At 70.8% G+C, this 22,942-nt stretch carries 12 protein-coding genes and 5 pseudogenes; 14 read left to right on the top strand and 3 right to left on the bottom strand.

Translation table 11 applies throughout. The annotated features are described in order from the left end of the window. Positions 1-144: 144 nt before the first annotated feature. The 8 genes and pseudogenes from Pflav_RS48095 to Pflav_RS43935 form a co-directional block, all read left to right on the top strand. Positions 145-809, top strand: a pseudogene (locus tag Pflav_RS48095) (beta-ketoacyl synthase N-terminal-like domain-containing protein); the annotation flags it as partial. Between the two features lie 30 nt (positions 810-839). Next, a complete protein-coding gene (locus Pflav_RS43950; RefSeq protein ID WP_332107884.1) occupies positions 840-3,578 on the top strand; it encodes a type I polyketide synthase in 2,739 nt (912 codons plus the stop codon). Beyond that, positions 3,515-7,758, top strand: a pseudogene (locus Pflav_RS48975) (type I polyketide synthase); the annotation flags it as partial. The gene Pflav_RS43950 and the pseudogene Pflav_RS48975, both read left to right, overlap by 64 nt. Positions 7,759-7,797: 39 nt before the next feature. Continuing rightward, a pseudogene (locus Pflav_RS49340) lies at positions 7,798-9,240 on the top strand (SDR family oxidoreductase); the annotation flags it as partial. A gap of 66 nt (positions 9,241-9,306) precedes the next feature. After that, positions 9,307-10,050, top strand: a complete 744-nt coding sequence (locus tag Pflav_RS48965) for a phosphopantetheine-binding protein (RefSeq protein WP_415624395.1) — start codon at positions 9,307-9,309, stop codon at positions 10,048-10,050. 4 nt (positions 10,051-10,054) lie between these two features. Beyond that, the gene (locus tag Pflav_RS26730) at positions 10,055-10,555 is read left to right on the top strand and encodes a PH domain-containing protein (RefSeq protein WP_232071951.1); all 501 of its coding nucleotides are present in this window, start codon (positions 10,055-10,057) and stop codon (positions 10,553-10,555) included. Continuing rightward, positions 10,552-11,250, top strand: coding sequence for a PH domain-containing protein (locus Pflav_RS43940; RefSeq protein WP_197938756.1), 699 nt, complete (start codon positions 10,552-10,554; stop codon positions 11,248-11,250). Before Pflav_RS26730 ends, Pflav_RS43940 begins: the two co-directional genes overlap by 4 nt. After that, positions 11,223-12,083: a PH domain-containing protein gene (locus Pflav_RS43935; RefSeq protein WP_197938755.1), complete on the top strand. Its 861-nt coding sequence runs from the start codon at positions 11,223-11,225 to the stop codon at positions 12,081-12,083. Before Pflav_RS43940 ends, Pflav_RS43935 begins: the two co-directional genes overlap by 28 nt. Positions 12,084-12,132: 49 nt before the next feature. Here Pflav_RS43935 and Pflav_RS46265 read toward each other — a convergent pair whose 3' ends face one another. Together Pflav_RS46265 and Pflav_RS26715 are read right to left on the bottom strand one after the other, a co-directional pair. Further along, positions 12,133-12,801 (bottom strand): helix-turn-helix transcriptional regulator, encoded by a 669-nt coding sequence (locus Pflav_RS46265; RefSeq protein ID WP_173039163.1) that lies wholly within the window; start codon positions 12,799-12,801, stop codon positions 12,133-12,135. A gap of 206 nt (positions 12,802-13,007) precedes the next feature. Continuing rightward, positions 13,008-17,019 (bottom strand): annotated as a pseudogene (locus Pflav_RS26715) (galactose-binding domain-containing protein). Positions 17,020-17,240: 221 nt separating this feature from the next. On the opposite strand from Pflav_RS26715, the gene Pflav_RS26705 reads away from it, so the two are divergent. The 5 genes and pseudogenes from Pflav_RS26705 to Pflav_RS26690 all read left to right on the top strand — a co-directional run bounded on the left by Pflav_RS26705 (position 17,241) and on the right by Pflav_RS26690 (position 21,199). Beyond that, positions 17,241-17,603, top strand: a complete 363-nt coding sequence (locus Pflav_RS26705; RefSeq protein ID WP_173039159.1) for a hypothetical protein — start codon at positions 17,241-17,243, stop codon at positions 17,601-17,603. 86 nt (positions 17,604-17,689) lie between these two features. Further along, positions 17,690-19,267 carry a protein translocase subunit SecD gene (gene secD, locus Pflav_RS26700; RefSeq protein ID WP_197938754.1) on the top strand — a complete coding sequence of 526 codons (1,578 nt, stop codon included), beginning with the start codon at positions 17,690-17,692 and terminating at the stop codon, positions 19,265-19,267. 20 nt (positions 19,268-19,287) lie between these two features. Then, a pseudogene (gene secF / locus Pflav_RS43925) lies at positions 19,288-19,887 on the top strand (protein translocase subunit SecF); the annotation flags it as partial. A gap of 56 nt (positions 19,888-19,943) precedes the next feature. Further along, positions 19,944-20,438, top strand: coding sequence for a hypothetical protein (locus Pflav_RS26695; RefSeq protein WP_173039157.1), 495 nt, complete (start codon positions 19,944-19,946; stop codon positions 20,436-20,438). Positions 20,439-20,494: 56 nt separating this feature from the next. Continuing rightward, positions 20,495-21,199, top strand: a complete 705-nt coding sequence (locus tag Pflav_RS26690) for a TraB/GumN family protein (protein WP_173039155.1) — start codon at positions 20,495-20,497, stop codon at positions 21,197-21,199. Here the strand turns inward: Pflav_RS26690 and Pflav_RS26685 are convergent. After that, positions 21,154-21,819: a hypothetical protein gene (locus tag Pflav_RS26685; RefSeq protein WP_173039153.1), complete on the bottom strand. Its 666-nt coding sequence runs from the start codon at positions 21,817-21,819 to the stop codon at positions 21,154-21,156. The two genes, Pflav_RS26690 and Pflav_RS26685, sit on opposite strands and share 46 nt — an antisense overlap. 353 nt (positions 21,820-22,172) lie before the next feature. On the opposite strand from Pflav_RS26685, the gene Pflav_RS26680 reads away from it, so the two are divergent. Continuing rightward, on the top strand, positions 22,173-22,520 hold the full coding sequence (locus Pflav_RS26680; protein WP_232072739.1) for a YciI family protein: 348 nt from the start codon (positions 22,173-22,175) through the stop codon (positions 22,518-22,520). Positions 22,521-22,942 lie beyond the last annotated feature (422 nt).

Genomic DNA, 22,942 nt, shown 5'->3' with positions numbered 1-22,942 from the left:
CCCGCCACGCTCGCGTTCGACTATCCGACGCCGGCCGTACTCGCCGCGCACGTACACGATGAGCTGTTCGATGTGGACACTGTCCCCGCCGTGCCGGTACGAGCGCTGCCGCCGGTGAGCGACGACCCGATCGTGGTCGTGGGCATGGCCTGCCGCTACCCCGGAGGGGTCGCCTCGCCGGAGGACCTGTGGCGGCTGGTCGCCGGGGAGTGGACGCCATCACCCCGTTCCCGGCCGACCGGGGCTGGGACGTCGAGGCGCTGTATCACCCCGACCCTGACCACCCTGGCACCTCGTACACGCGCGAGGGCGGCTTCCTGCACGACGCTGGCGACTTCGACCCGGCGTTCTTCGGGATGAGCCCGCGCGAGGCGCTTGCCACGGACTCGCAGCAGCGGCTGCTGCTGGAGGTGACGTGGGAGGCGGTCGAGCGGGCCGGCATCGACCCCGCATCCCTGCGCGGCAGCCAGACGGGTGTCTTCGCCGGCGCGATGTACAACGACTACAGCGCCCTGCTCGGCGGCGGCGACTACGAGGGCCACCAGGGCAGCGGTACGTCGCTGAGCATCGCGTCCGGGCGGGTGGCGTACACGTTCGGGTTCGAGGGGCCGGCGGTAACCGTGGACACCGCCTGCTCCTCTTCCCTCGTCGCGATGCACTGGGCGATGCAGGCCCTCCGCAGTGGTGAATGCTCCCTCGCCGTAGCCGGCGGCGTAACGGTGATGTCGACGCCCGGCGCGTTCGTCGACTTCTCGCGTCAACGCGGGCTGGCAGCGGACGGGCGGTGCAAGGCGTTCGCCGACGCGGCCGACGGCGTGGCCTGGTCCGAGGGCGTCGGCATGCTCGTGCTGGAACGCCAGTCCGACGCCGTCCGCAACGGCCACGCGATCCTGGCGGTCGTACGGGGCAGCGCGGTCAACCAGGACGGCGCTTCGAACGGCCTGACCGCGCCGAACGGCCCTTCGCAGCAGCGGGTGATCCGCCAGGCCCTGGCAAGTGGCGGACTCTCCACGACGGACGTCGATGTCGTCGAGGGGCACGGCACCGGCACCACGCTGGGCGATCCGATCGAAGCCCAAGCGTTGCTGGCCACCTACGGCCGGGACCGGGAGCGGCCACTGCTGCTCGGTTCGGTCAAGTCAAACCTCGGCCACACCCAGGCAGCCGCTGGTGTGGCAGGCGTGATCAAGATGATCATGGCGATGCGGCAGGGCATCGCACCGAAGACCCTTCACGTCGATGCGCCGTCGTCGCATGTGGACTGGACGGAGGGCGCGGTCGAGCTGCTCGCTGAGTCCGTGGCGTGGCCAGACGTGGATCGGCCACGGCGGGCTGCGGTGTCGTCGTTCGGCATCAGCGGCACCAACGCACACGTGATCCTGGAGCAGCCCGAGCCGGTACCCACACCCGAGCCGGCGGTCCAACCGACGACGGTGCCCTGGCCGGTCGCGGCCAAGTCCGAGCCGGCGCTGGAGACGCTCATCGAGCGGGTGCGCACCCTGGACCTCCCGCCCGCCGACGTCGGACTGTCGCTGACCGCTCGCTCCGTCTTCGAGCACCGGGCGGTGCTCCTGTCGATGGCCGGCGGCGGCATCACTGAGGTGGCCAGGGGCGTGTCCAAGCCCGGATCCCTCGCCGTGCTCTTCTCCGGCCAGGGGTCGCAGCGGCTCGGCATGGGTCGTGATCTGTACGCCCGATTCCCGACGTTCAAGGCAACGCTGGATGAGGTCCTGACACATCTCGATCCGAGGTTGCGGGACGTGATGTGGGGTTCGGATCCGGATCTGCTCAACCAGACCGGCTGGACCCAGCCCGCGCTGTTCGCCGTCGAGGTCGCGCTCTACCGCCTCATCGAGTCCTTCGGCGTCAAGCCAAACCATCTCGCTGGCCACTCCATCGGTGAGATCGCAGCTGCTCACGTCGCCGGTGTCTTCAACGTGGCCGATGCCTGCCGTCTGGTGAGCGCCCGCGCGGGTCTGATGCAGCAGTTGCCGGCCGGTGGGGCGATGGTCGCCCTCCGAGCCACAGAGGCCGCCATCGCGCCGGTGCTGACCTCCGGTGTGTCCATCGCCGCTGTCAACGGACCCGAGGCCGTCGTCATCGCCGGTGTGGAGAGCGAGGTGGAGGCAGTAGCGGCGCGGTTCGAGAAGGCGACCCGGCTGCGGGTCTCGCACGCCTTCCACTCGCCGCTGATGGACCCGATGCTCGATGACTTCCGGACCGCGATCGAGAGCCTGACCTTCCACCCGCCGCGTATCCCGATCGCCAGTAGCGGGGACGTGGCTGACCCTGAGTATTGGGTCAGGCACGTGCGGCACACGGTTCGGTTCGCTGATGCGGTCGACAGCCTCGGCGAGGCGACACTGCTGGAAGTCGGGCCGGACGGGGTGCTGTCGGCCATGACGGGCACCGCAATCCCCGCCCTGCGCAAGGACCGGGACGAAGAGACCGCACTCCTGACCGCCCTGGCACGGCTGCACACCAGCGGCACCACCATCGACTGGCGGCCGGCGTTCACCGGAGCGAAGCCGGTCGAGCTGCCCACCTACCCGTTCCAGCACGAGCGGTACTGGCCGGCCGCCCCCATGTACACCGGGGACGCGGCCGGGCTGGGCCAGGCACCGGCCGGGCACCCGCTGCTCGGTGCGGCGGTCGAGCTTGCCGGCGGGGACGACGTGGTGTTCACCGGGCGGCTGTCGCTGGCCACGCACCCGTGGCTCGCCGACCACCGCGTGGGCGGTGCGCTGCTCTTCCCCGGTACCGGATTCGTGGAGTTGGCGATCCGGGCCGGCGACCAGGTCGGCTGCGACCGGGTTGAGGAGCTGACGCTGGCCGCACCGCTCGTACTTCCCGAGTCGGGCGCCGTCCAGGTGCAGGTGCGGGTCGGCCCGCCCGACGAGGCCGGCCGCCGACCGATCGCGATACACTCGCGGTCCGGCGTGGACGAGCCGTGGCTGGAGCATGCCTCTGGCCAGCTGGCCGAGGGCGGTCCGGCGTCAGAGTTCGATGTGGACGCTTGGCCGCCGGTGGACGCCGCACCGGTCGACCTAGACGACTTCTACGCCGGCCGGGCGGCTGCGGGCCTCGACTACGGTCCAGCCTTCCAAGGGTTGCGGGCGGCGTGGCGGCGCGGCGACGAGGTCTTCGCCGAGGTCGCGCTTCCCGAGCAGGTACACGGCGCGAGTGCGTTCGGAATCCACCCCGCGCTGCTCGACGCGAGCCTGCACGCGGCCGCCTTCGCCGGTGCTGGCGAGGACGGGTCGGGTGGCCTGGCCGTGCCGTTCACCTGGTCGGACGTGCGCCTGTACGCCGCTGGTGCCGCGACCGTCCGGATGCGACTGTCCCGTGTGGGCAACGACGCGCTCCGCCTCGACGTGGCCGACACCTCTGGTGTGCCGGTCGCCTCCGTACGCTCGCTGGTGGTCCGGGCACTGCCGGAGGCCGAGGGGCCGGTGGAGCGGGACGCGCTGTACCGCCTGGAGTGGGTGCCGGTTGACACCCCGCCGAGCCGCTCGAAGGCGCGGCGATCGTGCCAGCCGAGGGGGCCGGCGCGGTGGTGGACGCCACCCACGCCCTGACGGCACGGGTGCTCGGGCAGCTCCAGGATTGGCTGGCCGACGAGCGGCCCGCCGGGTCCCGCCTCGCCATCGTCACTCGGGGCGCCACGACCGGCGATGACGTGGCGGCGGCAGCCGTGTGGGGTCTGGTGCGGTCCGCGCAGTCGGAGCACCCTGACCGGTTCGTCCTTGTGGATACCGATGGAACCGTCGAGGTGGAGCGGGCGCTCGCGACCGGCGAGCCGCAGATCCTCGTCCGCGACGGCACGATCCACGCCGCAAGGCTGAGCCGTGCCTCAGCGCCGGCCGACAGCTTCACCTGGGATCCGGATGGTCTTGTGCTGGTCACGGGCGGTACCGGCGGCTTGGGCGCGGACATCGCCCGGCATCTGGCCGGTGTCCGCGGTGTGCGGCGGCTGCTGCTGGTCAGCCGAAGTGGGCACGCGCCGGACCTGGCGGCTGAGCTGACCGAGGTCGGCGCGGAGGTGACGGTCGAGGCCTGCGACGTTGCCGAGCGTGTGCAGGTGGAGGCGCTGCTGGCCCGGTATCGGGTGAGTGCGGTGGTGCATGCGGCCGGTGTGCTCGATGACGGGGTGGTTACTCAGCTGACTCCGGAGCGGCTCGGCAAGGTGTTGCGGCCGAAGGTGGATGCGGCTTGGCACCTGCACGAGCTGACCGATGATTTGCAGGCGTTCGTGCTGTTCTCTTCGGCGGCTGGAACGTTTGGCGGGGCGGGGCAGGCAAACTACGCGGCCGGCAACGCGTTCCTCGACGCGCTCGCGGCAAAGCGCCGCGAGGAAGGCAAGCCGGCTATCTCGCTGGCGTGGGGACCGTGGGCACAGGGCATGGCTGCTGACAACGAGCGGATGGCTCGTTCCGGCATGCCACCGCTGAGCAGTGAGCAGGGGTTGGCGCTGTTCGACGCGGTGCTCGGCGCGGAAACGGCCAACCTCGTACCCGTACGGCTGGACCTGGCCACGCTGCGGAAGGCCGGTGAGGTGCCGGCGCTGCTGCGCGGGCTCATCCGCGTACCGGTCCGCCGGGGCCAAGCCTCGGACGCCACGCGCGGGCTTATCGCCCGCCTCGCCGGACTCGGGGAAGCCGAGCGCCGGACCGAGCTTGTCGAGCTGGTACGGGGGCAGGTCGCCGCCGTACTCGGGCACGCCACAGCCGCACAGGTCGACCCGGGGCGGGCGTTCCAGGAGCTGGGCTTCGACTCACTCACCGCCGTGGAGCTGCGTAACCGGCTCGGCGGCAGCACCGGACTGCGGCTGCCGGCGACGCTCGTCTTCGACTACCCGACCGTGACCGTGCTCGCCGGCTACCTGCACGACGAGCTGTTCGATGTGGACAGTGCGGTCGCCGTGCCCGCCACCGTACTGCCCAGCGTGGCCGACGACCCGATCGTCATCGTCGGCATGGCGTGCCGGTACCCGGGCGGGGTCGGCTCGCCCGAGGACCTGTGGCGGCTCGTCCGGGACGGTGCCGACGCGATCAGCGAGTTCCCAACCGACCGCGGCTGGGACCTGGAAGCCCTCTACAACCCGGACCCCGAGCACCTCGGCACCTCGTACACGCGCGAGGGCGGCTTCCTGCGCGACGCTGGCGACTTCGACCCGGCGTTCTTCGGGATGAGCCCGCGCGAGGCGCTCGCCACGGACTCGCAGCAGCGGCTGCTGCTGGAGGTGACGTGGGAGGCGGTCGAGCGGGCCGGCATCGACCCGGTGTCCCTGCGCGGAAGCCAGACCGGCGTGTACGCGGGCGTCATGTACAACGACTACGGCGCGCTCCTCGACGGCGGCGAGCACGAGGGACTTCAGGGCCAGGGCAGCTCGGGCAGCGTGGCATCCGGCCGAGTGTCGTACACGTTCGGCTTCGAAGGGCCGGCGGTCAGTGTGGACACCGCCTGCTCCTCGTCGCTTGTCGCACTGCACCTCGCCGCACAGGCGCTGCGGGCGGGGAGTGCACGCTCGCGGTGGCCGGTGGTGTGACGGTGATGTCGACTCCCACAGCCTTCGTGGAGTTCTCCCGGCAGCGGGGCCTGTCACCCGACGGGCGCAGCAAGGCGTACGCGGACGCGGCCGACGGCGTGGCCTGGTCCGAGGGCGTCGGCATGCTGGTGCTGGAACGCCTATCCGACGCACAGCGCAACGGCCACCAAGTCCTCGCGACAGTACGGGGCTCCGCCATCAACCAGGACGGCGCCTCCAACGGCCTCACCGCCCCGAACGGCCCTTCCCAGCAGCGGGTGATCCGGCAGGCCCTCGCCAGCGGCGGACTCTCCACAGCGGACGTCGACGTGGTCGAGGGTCATGGCACCGGCACGACGCTCGGCGACCCGATCGAGGCGCAGGCGCTCCTTGCGACCTATGGGCGGGACCGGGAGCGGCCGTTGCTGCTCGGCTCGGTCAAGTCGAACCTCGGTCACACCCAGGCAGCCGCTGGCGTGGCAGGCATAATCAAGATGATCATGGCGATGAGGCACGGTGTCGCGCCGAAGACGCTGCACGTGGACGTGCCGTCGTCGCATGTGGACTGGTCTGCTGGCGCGGTCGAGCTGCTGACTGAGCAGACAGCCTGGCCTGAGGTGGACCGGCCGCGCCGGGCGGCGGTGTCGTCGTTCGGTATCAGCGGCACCAACGCACACGTCATCCTCGAGCAGCCGGCGCAACCAGCCAGCGAAGCCGCCCCGCACCCGGCCATGGTGCCGTGGCCGGTGTCCGCCAAGTCCGAGGCCGCGCTGGCCGTGCAGATCGAGCGGCTGCGGGCCGTCGACGTCCCAGCGGCGGATGTCGGCTTGACGCTGAGCACGCGGTCAGTCTTCGACCACCGCGCGGTCCTGCTGGCGACCCGGGACGGTGTCAGCGAGGTCGCGCGCGGCCAGGCCAAGCCCGGTCCGCTGGCCGTGCTCTTCTCCGGTCAGGGTTCGCAGCGTCTGGGTATGGGTCGTGACCTGTACGCCCACTACCCGGTCTTCGCGGCGGCGCTCGATGAGGTGTTGGAGCATCTCGACCCGGGTTTGCGGGACGTGATGTGGGGTGAGGACGTCGAAGCGTTGAACCAGACTGGTTATACGCAGCCGGCGTTGTTCGCGGTGGAGGTCGCCCTTTACCGTCTGGCCGAGTCGTTCGGCATCAAGCCCGGCCACCTTGCCGGCCATTCCATCGGTGAGGTCACCGCCGCCCACATCGCTGGCGTTCTCGACCTGCCGGATGCCTGCCGGCTGGTCAGCGCGCGGGCCAGCCTGATGCAGCGGCTACCCGCTGGTGGGGCGATGGTCGCGGTCCAGGCCAGCGAAGACGACATCACGCCCTACCTGGTTGGGCGGGTGTCGATCGCCGCGGTGAATGGTCCTTCCGCTGTGGTGATCGCGGGGGATGTGGACGACGTGGAGGCGGTGGCGGGGCGGTTTGAGCGGTCCACTCGGTTGCGGGTTTCGCATGCGTTCCATTCGCCGTTGATGGATCCGATGCTCGATGAGTTCCGGGCCGCCATCCAAGACGTCACCTTCCGTCCGCCGCGGGTCCCGATCGCGACAGCCGGGGATGTGACCGATCCTGAGTACTGGGTCAGTCATGTGCGGGACACCGTGCGGTTCGCCGACGCAGTCGCTGCCCTCGACGGCGCCACGCTGCTGGAGATCGGGCCGGACGGGGTGCTGTCCGCGATGACCGGTACCGCGATCCCCATCCTGCGCAAGGACCGCGACGAACAAACGGCGTTCCTGACCGCCTTGGCTCGGCTGCACACCAGCGGCACCGCCATCGACTGGCGACCGGTGTACAGCGCGGCACAGCATGTCGACCTACCCACGTATCCCTTCCAACACCAGCGCTACTGGCCGGCCCCGGCGACCACCCGCACCGGGGACGTACGCGCCGCCGGGCTCGACGCCACCGACCACCCGCTGCTCGGCGCCGCCGTACAACTCGCCGACTCCGGCGGCATGCTCTTCACCAGCACGCTCTCGCTGCGTACGCACCCCTGGCTGGCCGACCACCGCGTCGGCGGGGCACTGCTCTTCCCTGGTACCGGCTTCGTGGAGCTCGCGATCCGGGCCGGCGACGAGGTCGGCTGCGGCCACGTCGAAGAGCTGACCCTGGCCGCGCCGCTGGTCCTGCCCGAACAGGGCACAGTGCGCCTCCAGGTCTCGGTGTCCGAGCCGGACGAGGAGGGTCGCCGCCGCATCGGCGTCTACTCGGCCGAGGCGGACGCCCCGTGGACCCAGCACGCGGCAGGCGTGCTCGTGGCCGGCGAGCGGGCCGCCACCTCCAGCGGCGAAGCCTGGCCGCCGGCCGGCGCCCAACCGGTCGACGTGGAGGGCTGCTACGACGCCTTCGCCGCCGCCGGCTTCGCGTACGGAGCTGCCTTCCAGGGCCTACGGGCGGCCTGGCGCCGGGGCGGCGAGACCTTCGCCGAGGTCGAGCTGCCAGACGGCGCCGGGAACGGCTTCGGCATCCACCCGGCCCTGCTCGACGCCGCCCTGCACGCCGCGATGCTGCCCAGCGAGGGCGGTACCGACGACGCCGGCGGCCTGCCCTTCTCCTGGACGGGCGTCACGCTGCACGCCTCGGGTGCCACATCGCTACGCGTACGCCTCGCGCGGTCCGACCAGAGTGGACTGTCCATCTCAGTCACCGACGCCGGTGGCGCACCTGTCGCCACGGTCGAGTCGCTCGTCACCAGGCCGGTGGCCACCGTCGCGAAGCCCATCGAGCAGGATGCCCTCTTCGCCCTCGACTGGGTGCCGGCCACGGCGGCCGGGGAGCACGCGGGATCCGTCGCCGTCCTCGGCACCGACCCGTTCGGACTCGCGGAGGCGATGGGTGCCACCGCCTACCCGGACCTCGCCGCCGTGACGGACCCACCCGCGACAATGCTCGTCACCGCGCAGGGCAGCGGGCAGCCGGTCGAAGCCACTCACGCCCTCACCGCCGACATGCTCGGGCTCATGCAGGCTTGGCTCGCCGACGAGCGGCTTGCCGGGTCCCGCCTCGTCGTCGTCACCCGTGGCGCTACGACCGGCGCCGACGCGGCGGCAGCCGCCGTGTGGGGCCTTGTGCGCTCGGCCCAGTCGGAGAATCCGGACCGCTTCGCCCTCGTCGACACCGACCAGGCCGACGTCACCCCGGCACTCCAGGCCGCCGAGCCGCAGGTCGTGCTCCGCGACGGCGAGGCGTACGTCGCGCGGCTGGGCAGGGCGGCAGCAGGCGACCCGTACACCTGGGATCCGGATGGTCTTGTGCTTGTCACGGGCGGTACCGGCGGCCTGGGTGCGGATGTGGCCCGGCACCTGGCCGGTGCCCGCGGTGTGCGGCGCCTGCTGCTGGTCAGCCGCAGCGGACACGCTCCCGACCTGGCCGCAGAGCTGGCCGGGCTCGGTGCCGAGGTGACCGTGGAAGCGTGCGACGTCGCCGAGCGTGTGCAGGTGGAGTCGCTGCTGGCCCGGCACCGGGTGAGTGCGGTCGTGCACGCCGCCGGGGTGCTCGACGACGGCGTGCTGACTCAGTTGACCCCGGAGCGGCTCGACAAGGTGTTGCGGCCGAAGGTGGATGCGGCCTGGCACCTGCACGAGTTGGCCGGTGATCTTCAAGCGTTCGTGCTGTTCTCTTCGGCGGCTGGGACGTTTGGCGGGGCGGGGCAGGCGAACTACGCCGCCGGCAACGCCTTCCTCGACGCCCTTGCCGCGCAAAGACGGGCGGACGGGAAGCCGGCTGTCTCGCTGGCGTGGGGACCGTGGGCGCAGGGCATGGCGGCCGACAACGAGCGGATGGCCAGGGCCGGCATGCCACCGCTCACCACTGAGCAGGGGTTGGCGCTGTTCGACACGGTGCTCGGCGCGGAAACGGCCAGCCTCGTACCCGTACGGCTGGACCTCGCGACAATCCGCCGGGCCGGAGACGTGCCGGCGCTGCTGCGCGGCCTCATCCGCGTACCGGCCCGCCGCGATCAGGTGGCGGACGGCGGGCACCGGCTCGCCCAGCGCCTCGCCGCCGTGAGCGAGGCGGAGCGCCGCGAGGTGCTGCTGGAGCTGGTGCTCGACCAGGTGGCGGCGGTGCTCGGGCACGCCGGGCGGGCGGACGTCGAGCCGGAGCGGCAGTTCCAGGACCTCGGGTTCGACTCGCTGACCGCCGTCGAGTTCCGCAACCGGATGAACGCGGTGACCGGCCTCCGCCTGCCCGCCACGCTGCTGTTCGACCAACCGACGCCGGCCGCGCTTGTCGAGTACCTGCACGGCGAGCTGGCACCGGACGCGGCGGCCGAGCTCAACGGGCTGCTGGCCGTGCTGGAGTCGCTGGAGAAGGCGCTCGCCGGCACCACAGTGGACGCAAAGGCGCACCAGCAGATCGAAGGCCGGCTCGAGGTACTCCGGGCCAGATGGGCCGACGCTCGGGGCGAGCAGGCGCCGCGCGCAGAGATTAACTTGGATGACGCCTCGGACGAGGAGATGTTCGCGCTCCTCGACGAGGAACTCAGCCAGCAGGGAGACTGATCGCGTGACCGAGACGCGTACCGTGCGACTCCGCCCGCCTCGCAACCCCGTCGAGCGCCGCGCCGTCACCTGGTGGGCCACTCGCGCGCTCGCCGTCACCGGCGCGGCGGCGTTGGTCCTCGCCGTACTGGCCCTGCTCATCGGCCCGCTCCGGCCGTGGCTGCTCACCGCGCTCGTGCTCGTCGTCATCGGCGGCGTGGCGTACGCGGTCGCGGTGCCCCGGATCCGGTACCAGGTGCACCGCTGGGAGGTCACGCTCGACGCGGTGTACGCGCGCCGGGGCTGGTTCTTCCAGCAGTGGCGGATCGCGCCGATGTCCCGCATCCAGACCGTCGACACCGTGCGCGGCCCGCTGGAGCAGCGCTTCCGCCTCGCCACCGTCACGGTCACCACCGCCTCCGCGCGGGGACCGGTGCGGATCGACGGGCTCGACCACAAGCGCGCCGAGGAGCTGGTACGCAAGCTCACCGCCGTGACCCAGGCAACCGACGGGGACGCGACATGAGCAGCGCGGAGTGGCAGCGGCTCGACGTCCGTACCCTCTGGCTCACCGCGCTCTATCTCCTCGGCCTCGTCATCGTCGCCGGAGTGCCCACCGCGCTCCTGCTCCTCCAAGGCGGCGTCGCCGCCTGGCTCGTGTCCCTTGTGGTCGGTGGCGGCGGAGTCGTGCTCATCGCGCACGGCGTGCTCGTCGACTGGGTCCGCTGGTGGTACACCGAGTACCGGATCACCGAGGAGCGGGTGGAACGGCGCTTTACGTTCGTCTTCCGCACGCACAAGTCGGTGCCGCGCGAGCGGGTGCGCAACGTCGACGTCAACGCCACCATCGTCCACCGGCTGCTCGGCCTGGCCAGCCTCCGGATCGGTACCGGCGAGCAGGACATGTTCGGCAAGGTCTCGATCACGTTCGACCCGCTCGGGCGGGAGGTGGCCCAGGCGCTGCGGGCCGACCTTCTCCACAAGGGACACGAAGGACCCGAGGTCGAGCTGGCCCGCTTCAACCTGGCCTGGATCCGGTACGCGCCCATCGCGGTCACCACGCCCGCCCTCGGCGCCGGCGCGTTCGGCCTCGTGATGCAGGTGAGCGACTGGTTCAACCTCCAGGTCGCGGTCGTCGACTTCGTCCGTGACCTCTTCCGGGAGCTGCCGCTGATCCCGCTGCTCGGGTCATCGTGGCGATCGGCCTCGTGCTCGGCGTGATCGGCTCGCTCGGCCTGTGGGTCGAGCTGTGGTGGGGCTTCCGCCTAACCCGTCAGTCAGGCAATCTCCTGGTGCGGCGGGGGCTGCTGACCCGCCGCTCGCTCACATTGGAGGAACGCCGGCTGCGCGGCATCGAGGTGGTCGAGCCGCTCGGCGCCCGGCTGGCCGACGGCGCCCGGCTGGACGCGGTGGCGAGCGGGTTCACGGTCAGCATCGACGAGCAGCGGAACGACCCGCGTACGCTGCTGCCGGTCGTACCCAAGGAGCTGGCGCACCGGGTGGCGGCTGAGATCCTGCGCGAGCCGATGACCCCGACCGAGGCGGCTATCCTCACCCCGCACCCGCCGGCCGCCCGCCGGCGCCGCCTCGTGTGGGCGGTCGGCGCCGCGGTGGGGGTTGCGCTGGTGCTCGCCGTGCTTGGGCTACTGCTTGTCGAAGCGCTGCTCCACCTGGCCTGGATCAGCGCGGTCGTGCTGATCCCAGCCGCCGTCTGGATGGGCCTCGATGCCTACCGCGCCCTCGGACACGGCATCGCCGGCGAATACCTCGTGGCGCGGCAGGGGAGCGTGCGGCGCAGCACCGTCGCTCTGCGCCGGGACGGCGTGATCGGCTGGGTGGTGACAAGCTCGCCGATGCAACGCCGTGCCGGCCTGGTCACGCTGACCGCCACCACCGCCGCCAACCACGGCGGCTACAAGATTCCGGACGCCGGCGAGGCTCAGGCGCTGACACTGGCCGACCGGGCGGTGCCGGATCTGATCTCCCCGTTCCTGGACGTGAAACAGGGAGTTGGCGCGGCGCCACGCCAAGCGGCCCGCCAGCCAACTCCCTGACCACGCTATGAGGCAACCCGGATAGGGGGTTACTTGATGAATTCTTGCGCTACCACCGGGGCCACATGCCCGCGGAGAGCACGCCCGTCGCGTAGGCCCGGGAGACAAGCGCCGCCCGGTTGGGCGCCTTGAGCTTCTTCATCATGGTCGCCACGTGGTATTCCACGCCCTGCCGGCTGAGGTAGAGCTTGGCGGCCAGGTTGACGGTGGACATGCCCATCGCCACGCCCTGAAGGATGCGGGCGTCGAGGTCGGTGAGCACCTTGTGGCGGGCCGAACGGGTAGCCGTGTCGGCCGCCGTCTCGTCCCACTGAAGCATGATCAGGATGCTCGACACCAGCGGCGAGCGGTCCCGGATGGACACCGCGGTCAGTTGTGCGGGCATGAGGCACTCCTCGGAGCGCAGCCCCAGTACCCGCTCGGTGATCCGCTCGTTCCGCCCCTCCATGAGGCGTATGAACTGGCGGCGGAGCGTGGCCTGGGTGCTCACCCGGAGAAAATCGAACAGGTCGCGCCCGACGATCTCCTTGGCTCCGCCGAGGTCCCGGCGGAACGGCTCGTTTGCCTCCTGGACCCGCAGCGCCAGGTCGACGGAGGCCATACAGATGCCGGACCGCTCGAAGAGCGACCGGTATGCGTCCGCGTGCCGGTGCGCCGGTGTGCCACCGGCCGGATAGCGGAGCTCCTGGTATGTGGGCTCGGCAAGTGCTTGGGTCACGATTCCTCCCCGCGAGATCCCACCGGGGGCATCGGTGGGGGTCCGTCTCGACTTACGAGAGCCATGATTGTCGGGCGCCGAGCCGGGGGACACCCGTATAGAACCCCTAAAGCCGGGGCCCGGCAGCGTCCCGGAAACACCCACACGCTTGATAAACAACGAAACAGGGCCCCGCGCACGCGCGAAGGCCCTGTCCCGGTGGGGAACTACGGATTGACGTTGATGGTGAACGTGGTAGTCGTATTCCGAATGTTCTGGAAATTGTTGCTGAACCGTAGGTTGTTGAACGTCACCGAGCCGCGTGCCGGCCCTTGCCCGGGCTCGGGCAGCTCGTTTGCCCAGATGCCGAAGCCGGACTTGGCGTCAAAGGCGTCACCGCTGCGCTGCGCCCCGAGATGGAGACGTTCGTGAAGACGGTGTCGGCGACCGGGAAGAGCGGCTGACCGCCCACGTAGCCGGTCTGGAACATGATGCCGTGGTATGTCGGGTCGACGATGTCCACGTTGCTGACCCGGATTCCCTGGAACACCTTGGAGGCGGAGAACACCCAGATGCCGGGGAAGGTCTGCGCACCCCAGAAGTGCCCACCAGACCGCACGATCGACAGCCCGTCGAACACGGTCGGCGGGCTGGCGCCGAAGCCGTCCATCGCGATGCCGAAGTCGAGCGAGCTGATGGTGATACCGGAGTACACCAGGGTGTCCGCCACATAGATGTTCCGGAACGTGTTACCCAACCCGCCGTAGACCGCGACACCGGCGGCACGCCAGGTCAGGATCGACGTGAGGTTTTCGAACACGTTGTCCCGCTGCGCCCCGCCGCCGCCGTCGGTGGCCGCGAAGAGCGCGAAGCTGTCGTCGCCGGACGCCCGGGACTCGTTGTTGCTGACCAGGTTGCCCGTGCTGCCGTTCGTCATGTTGATGGCGTCGGCGAAGCCGTTGCGGATCCGGTTGTTGCGGATGGTCATGTTGTCGGTGTTGAGACCCCAGTAGAGGCACATCTGGTGCTCGGCCCAGATGCCGTCGATGGTGATTCCGGAGACGTTCTGCAGGTCGAAGACCTTGCCGGGACCATCGTTGCGCTGGGTGTAGTTACCGAAGTACGAGAACCCGGTGAAGAGCGAGCCGTTCGCCGCGCTCTCCACGCGGAAGCCGACGTCGGTGTTCTCCTGGTTCTGTGGCGCGACGAACCGGGTGTACCAGTTGCCGGCGCCGACCACGCGGACGGGTTTGCCGTACACCTGGAACTTGCTCGACGTCTGGTAGTCGCCGGCGGGCAGGTAGACACCGATCAGGTTGCCGGTGGTGTCCATGCGCACCCGGTCGAGCGCGTTCTGCACGTCCTGGTGGGTGAAACCGGTTGGCGTGGTGTACCGCGCCGGGTCCGGGTTGCCCACCTGCGACACCTGCTCGGTGCTGACGAAGTCGATCGCGAACGTCCCGCTGTTCGCCGCGTCCTTCTGTAGCTTGATGCGGCTGCCGGCGGGCACGGTGGAGTTGAGGAAGATGTTCGCCTCGTCGTAGATGTGCCGCGGGCTGCCCGCGCTCGGCGAGTTGCCAGGGCCGGCCTCCGCGCCGTACAGCCACGCGTACTTCGAGGTCAGCGGGATCGCCTTGTGGAACACGTCGTTCACGTACACGTTGAGCGTGCTGCTGGTACCGCCACCGCCCGGCGCGTCCGGGATGGAGAAGCGGGTGACCAGCGTGTTGGTGTCGCCGCGCGTGGTGAACTGCACGAACGCGCCGTTCTGGTTGAGGGTGACGGCCCGGCGGCCGGAGGCCTCACCGGCGAGGTCACCGATCGTCCGGTTAGGACCGACGACGGCCGCGCCACCGCCGACCGTACCGTCCTCCGCCTCGAGCATGTCGAACGGCAGGTTCGCGCCGCGGCCCACGAAGAGCGGCCGCTCGCTGGTGTTGTTGGCCTGCTTGACCGGCAGCTCGTTGGCGTCGTTCGCGAGCACCACCCGGACCGTGTACCGGCCGTTGGCGGCGGTCCACGTGCCGAGGTTGATGATCGGCGTGGTGGCGCCGGCCGCGATCGCGCCGGTGTACGAGCCGGTAAGCGTCCGCACCACCGCGCCGGAGTCGTTGAGCACGGTCAGCGTGATGCCGTGCGCACCGGCCGCGGAGGCAATGTTGCCCTGGTTACGGATGGACGCGGTAAACGTGACCGTGTTGCCGTTGGACGGATTGTTCGGCGTCCAGCCCACGGCCGCGGCCACCAGGTCCGAACTGGACACCGCGGTGACCACAAGGGCCGTCGGGCTGGTGAACGAGTTGTTGGCGTCGCTTTGCTCGATGACGTCGTTGTCCTCGTCCACCTTGGCGGTCACCTGGTACGTGCCCGCGTCGCGCGGGCCGATGTTCGCCGAGACGGTGGCCGTGGCACCCGCCGCGAGCCCACCGACGGCGGCGGTGCCGACGAGCGTCGTACCAAGGTAGAAGTTGACGTCCGTGGCGCCGGAGGCCGCGTTGCCGCCGTTGCGCACGGTGGCGGAGAGGGTGATCGCGCTGGTCTCCACCGGTGCGGCCGGGCTGGACGTGATGCCGGTGACGGTCAGGTCCGGGTTCGGCGCCGGGGTGCCGATCACCTGGAACTCCGCGACCTGCCCGCCGGGTGCGCCCGAGTTGCTGGTGAAGCGCAGCTGCACGTCCGCGACGGTCGCTGTGACCGGGATCGTCACAGTGTTGCTGGTGCCCGGGTTGAACGAGTAGGTCTGCGCGGACACCAGGTTGCTGAAGCCGGACGCGCTCTGCTCCCGGCCGAGCACCTGGATCGTCTGCGTGCGGGAACCCCAGATCGAATCCGGGTTGAGCCGCACCACGATCGAGTTGACGCTGGCGTTCGCGCCGAGCTGTACGGTCAGCGTGCCGGGGAAGCCGTTGGACTCCCAGTAGGTGCCCACGTTGTCGTCGTTGGCGTTGGTGGCGACGAACGTGTGGATGTGGCCGGACTCGGTGATCGGCTTACCGACGGCGAGGTTGGTACCGCCGCCGGTGGGGGCGCCCGGCCGGGTCACGGTGTTGCTGTTCGCCGACTGGTTGCCGGCCGCGTCCCGAGCCCGCACGTAGTACGAGACCGTGGTGCCGTCCGGCTGGTTGTCGGTGAAGGTGGTGACGTTGCCGGCCACGCTCGTGCGGAGCTCGTTGTTGGCGTAGATGTCGTACGCGGTGACGCCGACGTTGTCGGTCGACGCGTTCCACGTGAGCCGGATCTGGCCGGTGCCCGGCTGGGTGTAGGCGACGTTGCCGGGCGTGCTCGGCGCCTGCGTGTCACCCGTCGCCGGTCCGTAGACCTCGAACTCGGAGATCTGCCCGGCCGGCCAGCCGGTGTTGGCGGTGATGTTTAGCCGCAGGTACCGGGTGGTGGTGGCGGTGAAGTTGATCGTCACGGTGTTGCCGCTGGCCGGGTTGAAGACGTACCCGGCGGAGGCGACCAGCTGGGTGAACGGGTTGCCGGTGGTGCTCGACTGCACGGTCAGCGTCTGCGTGCGGGTGCCCCAGCCAGTCGGCAGCTTGAGCACCAGCTGGTTGACGCTCATCGACGAGCCGAGGTCCACCTGGATCCACTGTGGAAACGCGTTGTTCGCGCTCTCCCAGTACGAGCCCTGGTTGGCGTCGTTGGCGTTGCCTCCGGGGTAGCCACCCTGGCTACTGCTCACCTGCATCGTCTTGCCGGCGGCGAGGTTGGGCCCGACCGCGGCGACGGCGAACACGTCCAGCGCGGAGAGCTGAGCGGCCGACCCCCGGTGTTGGCGGTGACGTTGATCCGCACATAGCGCGCGGTGGTGGCACCGAAGTTGATCGTGACAGTGTTGCCGCTGCCCGGCGCGAACGTGTACGCCGCCGAGGACACGATCGTGGCGAACGTGCTGCCGTTCGGGCTGCCCTGCACGGAGAGCGTCTGGGTGCGCTGGCTCCAGCTGGCCGGGAGCTTGAGCTGCACCTGGTCGATGTTCTGGCTGCTGCCGAGGTCGACCTGCGCCCACTGCGGGAATGCGCCGGAACCCTGCCAGTAGGTGGCCTGGTCGCCGTCGGTCAGGTTGGCGATGGGGAACGCGCCGTCGGTGGCGTTGGCCGCCGCGGTGCGGCCGGATGCGAGGTTGGGGCCGCCAGCGGCCTCGGCCGGGGTCGCGAGCGCGACGGGCGCTAGCAGGACGGCAGTGGTGAGCGCGAGCGCTCTTTTGAATCTTGATCTGGCTCGGCTGGTGGACATGGCGGTGCGGCACCTACTTCCGTGGGCGACAGAGGGCCATACCGGTGACGTCGCCACGCCCGGGCGCGTGGGGCGTACCGCCGTGCGATGTTTCGTGGCGATGACGATACAAATTCAGACTGATCAACGCAAGAAGCTGATCCATATCCGCAAGAACTCAACTAACGGTGACCTTGACGGGATGACCCTCGGCGGTGCCCCCGGCTGATACATTCACGAGCGTGACAACACCGGCGCTCCGCCGGCCGGCCGCGGCACTTCCCCTGCTGCTGGCTCTGTTTGTCACGCTCCTCGTCCCGCCGCCCGGCGCGCGCCCCGCACCGCCCCGGTCGACCGTAGCCGGCTCGGGCGTCGCCACGTCCGGGCAGTTCGCGGCCACGTCCGCTTGGCCGAGCGCCTTCGCCGTGGTCGCCGCGATCGGGTCGGCCGCCGCGGCGTCGCCCGCGCCAGGGGCCGTCGCGGTCGCCGCGGTCGAGACCCTCCCGCCGCCGGCCGCCGGCTGGTCCGTCCCGCGTCACTCCACGGTGGAGCGGGCGGCCGGCGCGCCGCTCCTCGCCTTCCGGGGTCGAGCTCCGCCTGCCTGACGGCACGCGTCGAGTCCACCCCTTCACCCGGCTCGCCCGCCTTCGCGCGGCCGGCCGGCTTTCCACCGAGAAGCGAGGAGTACATCGTGTCGCGCGCCGCTGTCGCGCGCGCCGCTCTCGCCCTGGTCGTCATCGTCGTGTCCGGATGGCTCATCGCCGTCCGGCCGGTGCGGCTCGGGCTGGATCTGCGCGGCGGCACCCAGATAGTGCTTGAAACGAAAGACGGCGAACTGGCAAAGGCCACCGCCGAGACCACGGACGAGGCGGTCGAGGTACTCCGCCGCCGCGTCGACGCGCTCGGCCTGTCCGAGCCCACGCTGGCCCGAGCCGGCGAACGTCGCATCATCGTCGAACTGCCCGGCGTCACCGACCCCGGCCAGGCGACCGAGGTGATCGGCCGTACCGCACAGCTGTCCTTCCGCCCGGTGCTCGGCGCCGCATCCACTGTGGATGGTGACGAGGTACTGGCGGACGAGCGGGGGCAACCGCTCCGGCTCGGGCCGGCCGCGCTGAGCGGCGACCAGGTGGCGGACGCGGCCGCCGCCCGCGGACAGGTCGGCGGCTGGGAGATACAGCTCGACTTCCGCGATGCCGGCAAGGGCGCCTGGGCCGAGCTGACCGGTACGGCCGCGTGTGCCCCACAGGGCGACCCGACCCGCCGGGTGGCCGTCGTACTGGACCAGCGGGTGCTCGTCTCGGCCGAGGTCGACGCCAGCACCCCGTGCGGGAGCGGCAACACCAGCGGCCGGGCGCGGATCACCGGTACGTTCACCGGCGACGAGGCGCGCGAGCTCGCCCTGCTGATCCGGGCCGGGGCGCTGCCGGTACCCGTGGAGGTCATCGAGCAGCGCACGGTCGGGCCGACGCTGGGGCAGGAGGCGATCGAGGCGTCGGCGCGGGCGGCGGTCGTCGGGGTGCTCGCCACCGCGCTGTTCGTCGTCGCGGCGTACCGGCTTGTCGGCTTCATGGCCGCGTTGGCCCTGGGCGCGTACGGGCTGATCTCGTACGCCGCCCTGCTGGCACTCGGGGCCACGCTGACGCTGCCCGGGCTCGCCGGCTTCGTACTGGCGATCGGCATGGCCATCGACGCCAACGTGCTCGTGTTCGAGCGGGCCCGCGAGGAGTATGCGACCGGCCGGCCCACAGCGCGCACCGCGCTGCGTACCGGATTCGCGCGGGCCTGGTCGGCGATCGCGGACGCCAACGTCACCACGCTGCTCGCGGCCGGGCTGCTGTTCTTCCTCGCCGCGGGCCCGGTGCGCGGCTTCGGCGTGACGCTGACCGTGGGTGTGGTGGTGTCGATGTTCACCGCACTGGTGCTGGCCCGCGCGCTCACGGAGGGCACGCTGGGCCTGCGGGGGCTGGCGCGGCGGCCGGCCTGGACCGGGCTGGCGCACACCGGGTGGGTACGCCGCACGCTGGCCCGCCGCGAGCCGGACATCATGGGTCACCGGCGCCGCTGGCTGGCGATCTCGGCGCTCGCCATCGCGGTGGCGGTGACCGGCATCGCGGTACGAGGGCTCAACCTCGGGGTCGAGTTCACCGGGGGCCGGCTGGTGACGTACTCGACGAGTGCCCCGCTCCGCCCGGAGGCCGCGCGGGCCGCGGTGGCCGACGCGGGACTGCCCGGGCGGTCGTCAATGCCCAAGGGCCTACCGGGGTAAGTGTCCGCGCGGGCTCGTTCGACGACGCGACCGAGGCCCGGGTGCGGCAGGAACTGGCAGAGGCCGGTGGGGGCGACGTGCGCCGGGACCGGGACGACCGGATCGGCCCGAGCCTCGGCGAGGAGCTGCGGCGCAAGGCGGTCGTGGCACTGGTCGTGGCGCTCGGCGCGCAGCTCGCGTACCTGGCCGTGCGCTTCCACTGGCGCTGGGGGCTGGCGACGGTCGCGGCGATGGGGCACGACGTGCTGCTGCTGCTCGGCCTCTTCGCCTGGCTGGGCCGCCCGGTCGACGGCGTCTTCCTGGCCGCGCTGCTGACCGTCATCGGGTACTCGGTCAACGACTCGGTGGTGGTCTTCGACCGGGTCCGCGAGCTGACCCGAGCAGGGCGCCGGAGTCGGGCGCGGGAGCCGTTCGCCACGCTCGCCAACCGGGCCTGCCTGCAAACCGTGCCGCGCACGGTGAGCACCGGGTTGGGCGCGGTCTTCGTGCTGGTGGCACTCGTCGCGCTGGGCGGCGAGTCGCTGTTCGACTTCGCGCTCGCGCTGCTCGTCGGGGTCGGCGTGGGGACGTACTCGTCGGTGTTCGTGGCCACGCCGCTGGCCGTCGAGTTGGAGAGGTAGAGCGTGCCGTCGCGGCGGGGCGGGCGCCCCGCCGCGACGGTGCTAGGGTCCCTGCCGTGACCGATGCTGACGTGCACCTCGTCGCCCAGCCGCGCATCGATACCGTCGTGACGGAGTTCCACACCGAGAGCCGGCGGCTGCGCAGCGACTTCGCAGGGATGGCCTGGATCGGCGACGAGCCGGACGGCGAGACCGGCATGATGGGCCCCGACTACCGCCGCCGCGCGGTCGACTCGCAGCTCTTCCTGCCCGACACCCACTGGTACGACGTCGACTCTCTCGACGACGTCGAGGTGCAGCTCGCGGTCGGGCTCGTGCAGGTGCCCAGCACCGACCGCGGCACGCAGGGCCTGGTCGGCGCGATCGCCGATCCCGAGGTCGACTTCTTCGAGCACCCGGCCGGGCTCGACGGGGTCGGGCTCTGCCTGAGCCTGCGCGGCGAGATCTGGTCGAACGTGGGCCTGTCGTACCGGATCACCGTGCTCTGCCGCCCCGAGGCGCTGGTGCGCAAGGGCGACACCCCCCAGTCCGACGACGAGGACGAGTCCTAGGGCCGGTTGCGGGGCGCGCCTACCGTGAGCTCATCGGATCGCTCCCGGAGGCGGGCATGCAGATCATCGAGCACAGCATCGTCGGTACCCGCTCTGCCGTGCTCCGCCTGAAGCGGCCCGGCACCGCGCTCGAGTTTCTTGTCTTCCCGATGATCCACGTGGCGAGCCCCGAGTTCTTCGCCGCGGTGGAGGAGCGACTGCGCCGCTGCGACCTGCTGGTGGTCGAGGGTATCCGTGGTCGCTCAGCACTGAGCAGCGCGCTCACGATGACCTACCGGGTCATCCCCGCCAACCGCCGCTCAGGGCTGGTCAAGCAGAACATCCCGTACCGGTCGCTGGGCGTGCCGGTGATCAATCCGGACACCACGGCCGAGGAGATCGACAAGTCCTGGTCGAGTGTTCCAATCCAACACCGGCTGGCCACGTACGCGGTTGTGCCGGTGGTCGCCGCGATGCAGTTCTTCGGCGGGCGGCAGTCGCTGCTGCGGCCGGAGGTCGAGGTCAACGACCTGCCCTCGCCGCACGAAGAGGAGTTCGCCGACGGCGACTTCGCCGAGCACATAGACCGCGTGACCCTGCACGAGCGGGACGCCCGGCTGCTCGACACGCTCACCGAGATCCACAGGACCCGCGCGGACGAGCGGATCGACGTGGCCGTGGTCTACGGCGCGGGCCATGTGCCCGCGATCGTGCGCGGGCTGCTGGACCGTCACGGCTACCGGGTGCGCACCGCCGAGTGGCTCACCGTCGTGGCCGGCTGAGCGGCCCGGACGTCGTCGATCGCGCCTAAGAGCAGGCCGCGCATCGTCTCGTCCGGGTCGGGGATGCACGCCTTGGCGATGCCCTGCACCGCGAACTCCACCGTGCGTGGCGCGCCATGCCGCTGGTACATCCTCCGTGAGACGGAGACGTCGTAAGTGAACTTGTGCGCCCAGCGTGCCGCCTGTGGCGCCCGTAGCAAGGCGCCGCGGCTGGACGGGCGGAGTGTGTCCGGCGGGCGGCCGTCGAGGCCGGCCAGCAGCCGGTTGCCGCTGAGCACCGAGACCGCCATCGCATTTTGCATCTCGGCGGAGACGACCGGCAGGGCGGTCTCCGCGGCGCGCAGCGCGATCAGCGCGTCCCAGCGGACGTCGTCGCTGGTCAGGCCGATTACCGACGGGATCAGCTCGGCGAGGCGCTGGCGATTTGTGTCACTTGTGTGGTCGTTGACCAGGCGGGCGAGCGAGGCGAGCAGCGGGTGTGTGCAGCCCGGGTGATCGCTCCACTTCTCCCCGGCGAGGTAGGACGCCATCTCCATGAAGCAGGCGCCCTTGCGCGGGTTGCGATGTCGGCCGCGAGACAGCACCGGCATCGAATCGGGTAGCTGGACATCGATCGTCATGGGCACCTCCAAGCGCCAGGTGCGGTTCAGACTCCTCTCAGTTTCCCCAGGTGCCGGCTCCAGTCACGGGCATTACCGTCCGGAGGGACCCTTCACCCCAAGGGGGCGAACCCATCGGGTCCAGGAGGAATCAGGCGAATAGCCTGCCGCCCGATAGAGCTCGTCGTCGTCGAGCCGGCCGGCGTGGATCTCCACCACTAGACTCTCCCCCGGCGTGGGCCGTGCCGCGTACGTGACGTGGATCTCACCAGCTAGGCCCTGGCGATGTCGAGGGCCAGTGCGCCGCTCCGACCCACCAGTGCGAGGCGCCCGACCGGGGCGCCGACACCACGAGGGGTGACGTCGTGAAGTACATGATGTTGATCTACCAGAACACCGCAGCGGCGGCGGGGATGTCCGAGGAGGAGATGGGCGTCCTACAGAACGAGGCCGGCGACATCTGGCAGGAGCTGGTCAAGACCGGCGAATGGGTGAGCGGTGCCGGGCTCGCCAGCCCGGCTCAGGCGAAGGCCATCCGGGTCCGGGACGGGGTCGCGGCGGTCACGGACGGGCCGTTCAGCGAGGCCAAGGAGCAGCTCGCCGGCCTATGCATCTTCGAGACCGAGTCGCTGGAACGGGCTGTCGAGATCGCCCAGCGCTGGCCGGACGCACGCTACTGGGGCGTCGAGCTCCGCGAGATCGTCGGCGGCGACGAAGACTGAGCGACAGCCTCCATCAGGGCGCCCCCGCGATTAGGGGGCGCCCTGATCGCTTTCCAAACCGAAACGATCTATTTCAAGACTTGAGCTACCGCGACGTCCGCGGTGGTCCAGACCGTCGCTCCCGCGGCCTCACCCTCCGCGGCTGCGGACGAGCGCCCGCTTCGCGGACGAGATGGCAGCAAAATCAGGGATTTTGCTGCCTAGACCGCGACGGGATCCAGCAAAATCAGGGATTTTGCTGGGATCTTCGAGCGTGCGGGGCCGCGCTTTCGAAGACGGCCGCCGCGCCGGGCGGGTGGGTTGTGGAGCGCGGAGGGTGAGGCCGCGGGAGCGACGGTCTGGACCACCGCGGACGTCGCGGTAGCTCAAATCTGTTTGGGTCTTGGAACAGGGCCCCTAACGACGCACGCCGTGTGCGACCG

The organism is Phytohabitans flavus (assembly GCF_011764545.1).
GTDB lineage: Bacteria > Actinomycetota > Actinomycetes > Mycobacteriales > Micromonosporaceae > Phytohabitans > Phytohabitans flavus.
This window is presented reverse-complemented; position numbering and strand designations above follow the sequence as displayed.

Coding starts and splice junctions, on each gene's coding strand:
- Pflav_RS43950 (WP_332107884.1), top strand. CDS start 840: ATGCTCGTGCTGGAACGCCAGTCCGACGCCGTCCGCAACGGCCACGCG.
- Pflav_RS26685 (WP_173039153.1), bottom strand. CDS start 21,819: ATGACGATCGATGTCCAGCTACCCGATTCGATGCCGGTGCTGTCTCGC.
- Pflav_RS43940 (WP_197938756.1), top strand. CDS start 10,552: ATGAGCAGCGCGGAGTGGCAGCGGCTCGACGTCCGTACCCTCTGGCTC.
- Pflav_RS26680 (WP_232072739.1), top strand. CDS start 22,173: ATGATGTTGATCTACCAGAACACCGCAGCGGCGGCGGGGATGTCCGAG.
- Pflav_RS26690 (WP_173039155.1), top strand. CDS start 20,495: ATGCAGATCATCGAGCACAGCATCGTCGGTACCCGCTCTGCCGTGCTC.
- Pflav_RS48965 (WP_415624395.1), top strand. CDS start 9,307: ATGGCGGCCGACAACGAGCGGATGGCCAGGGCCGGCATGCCACCGCTC.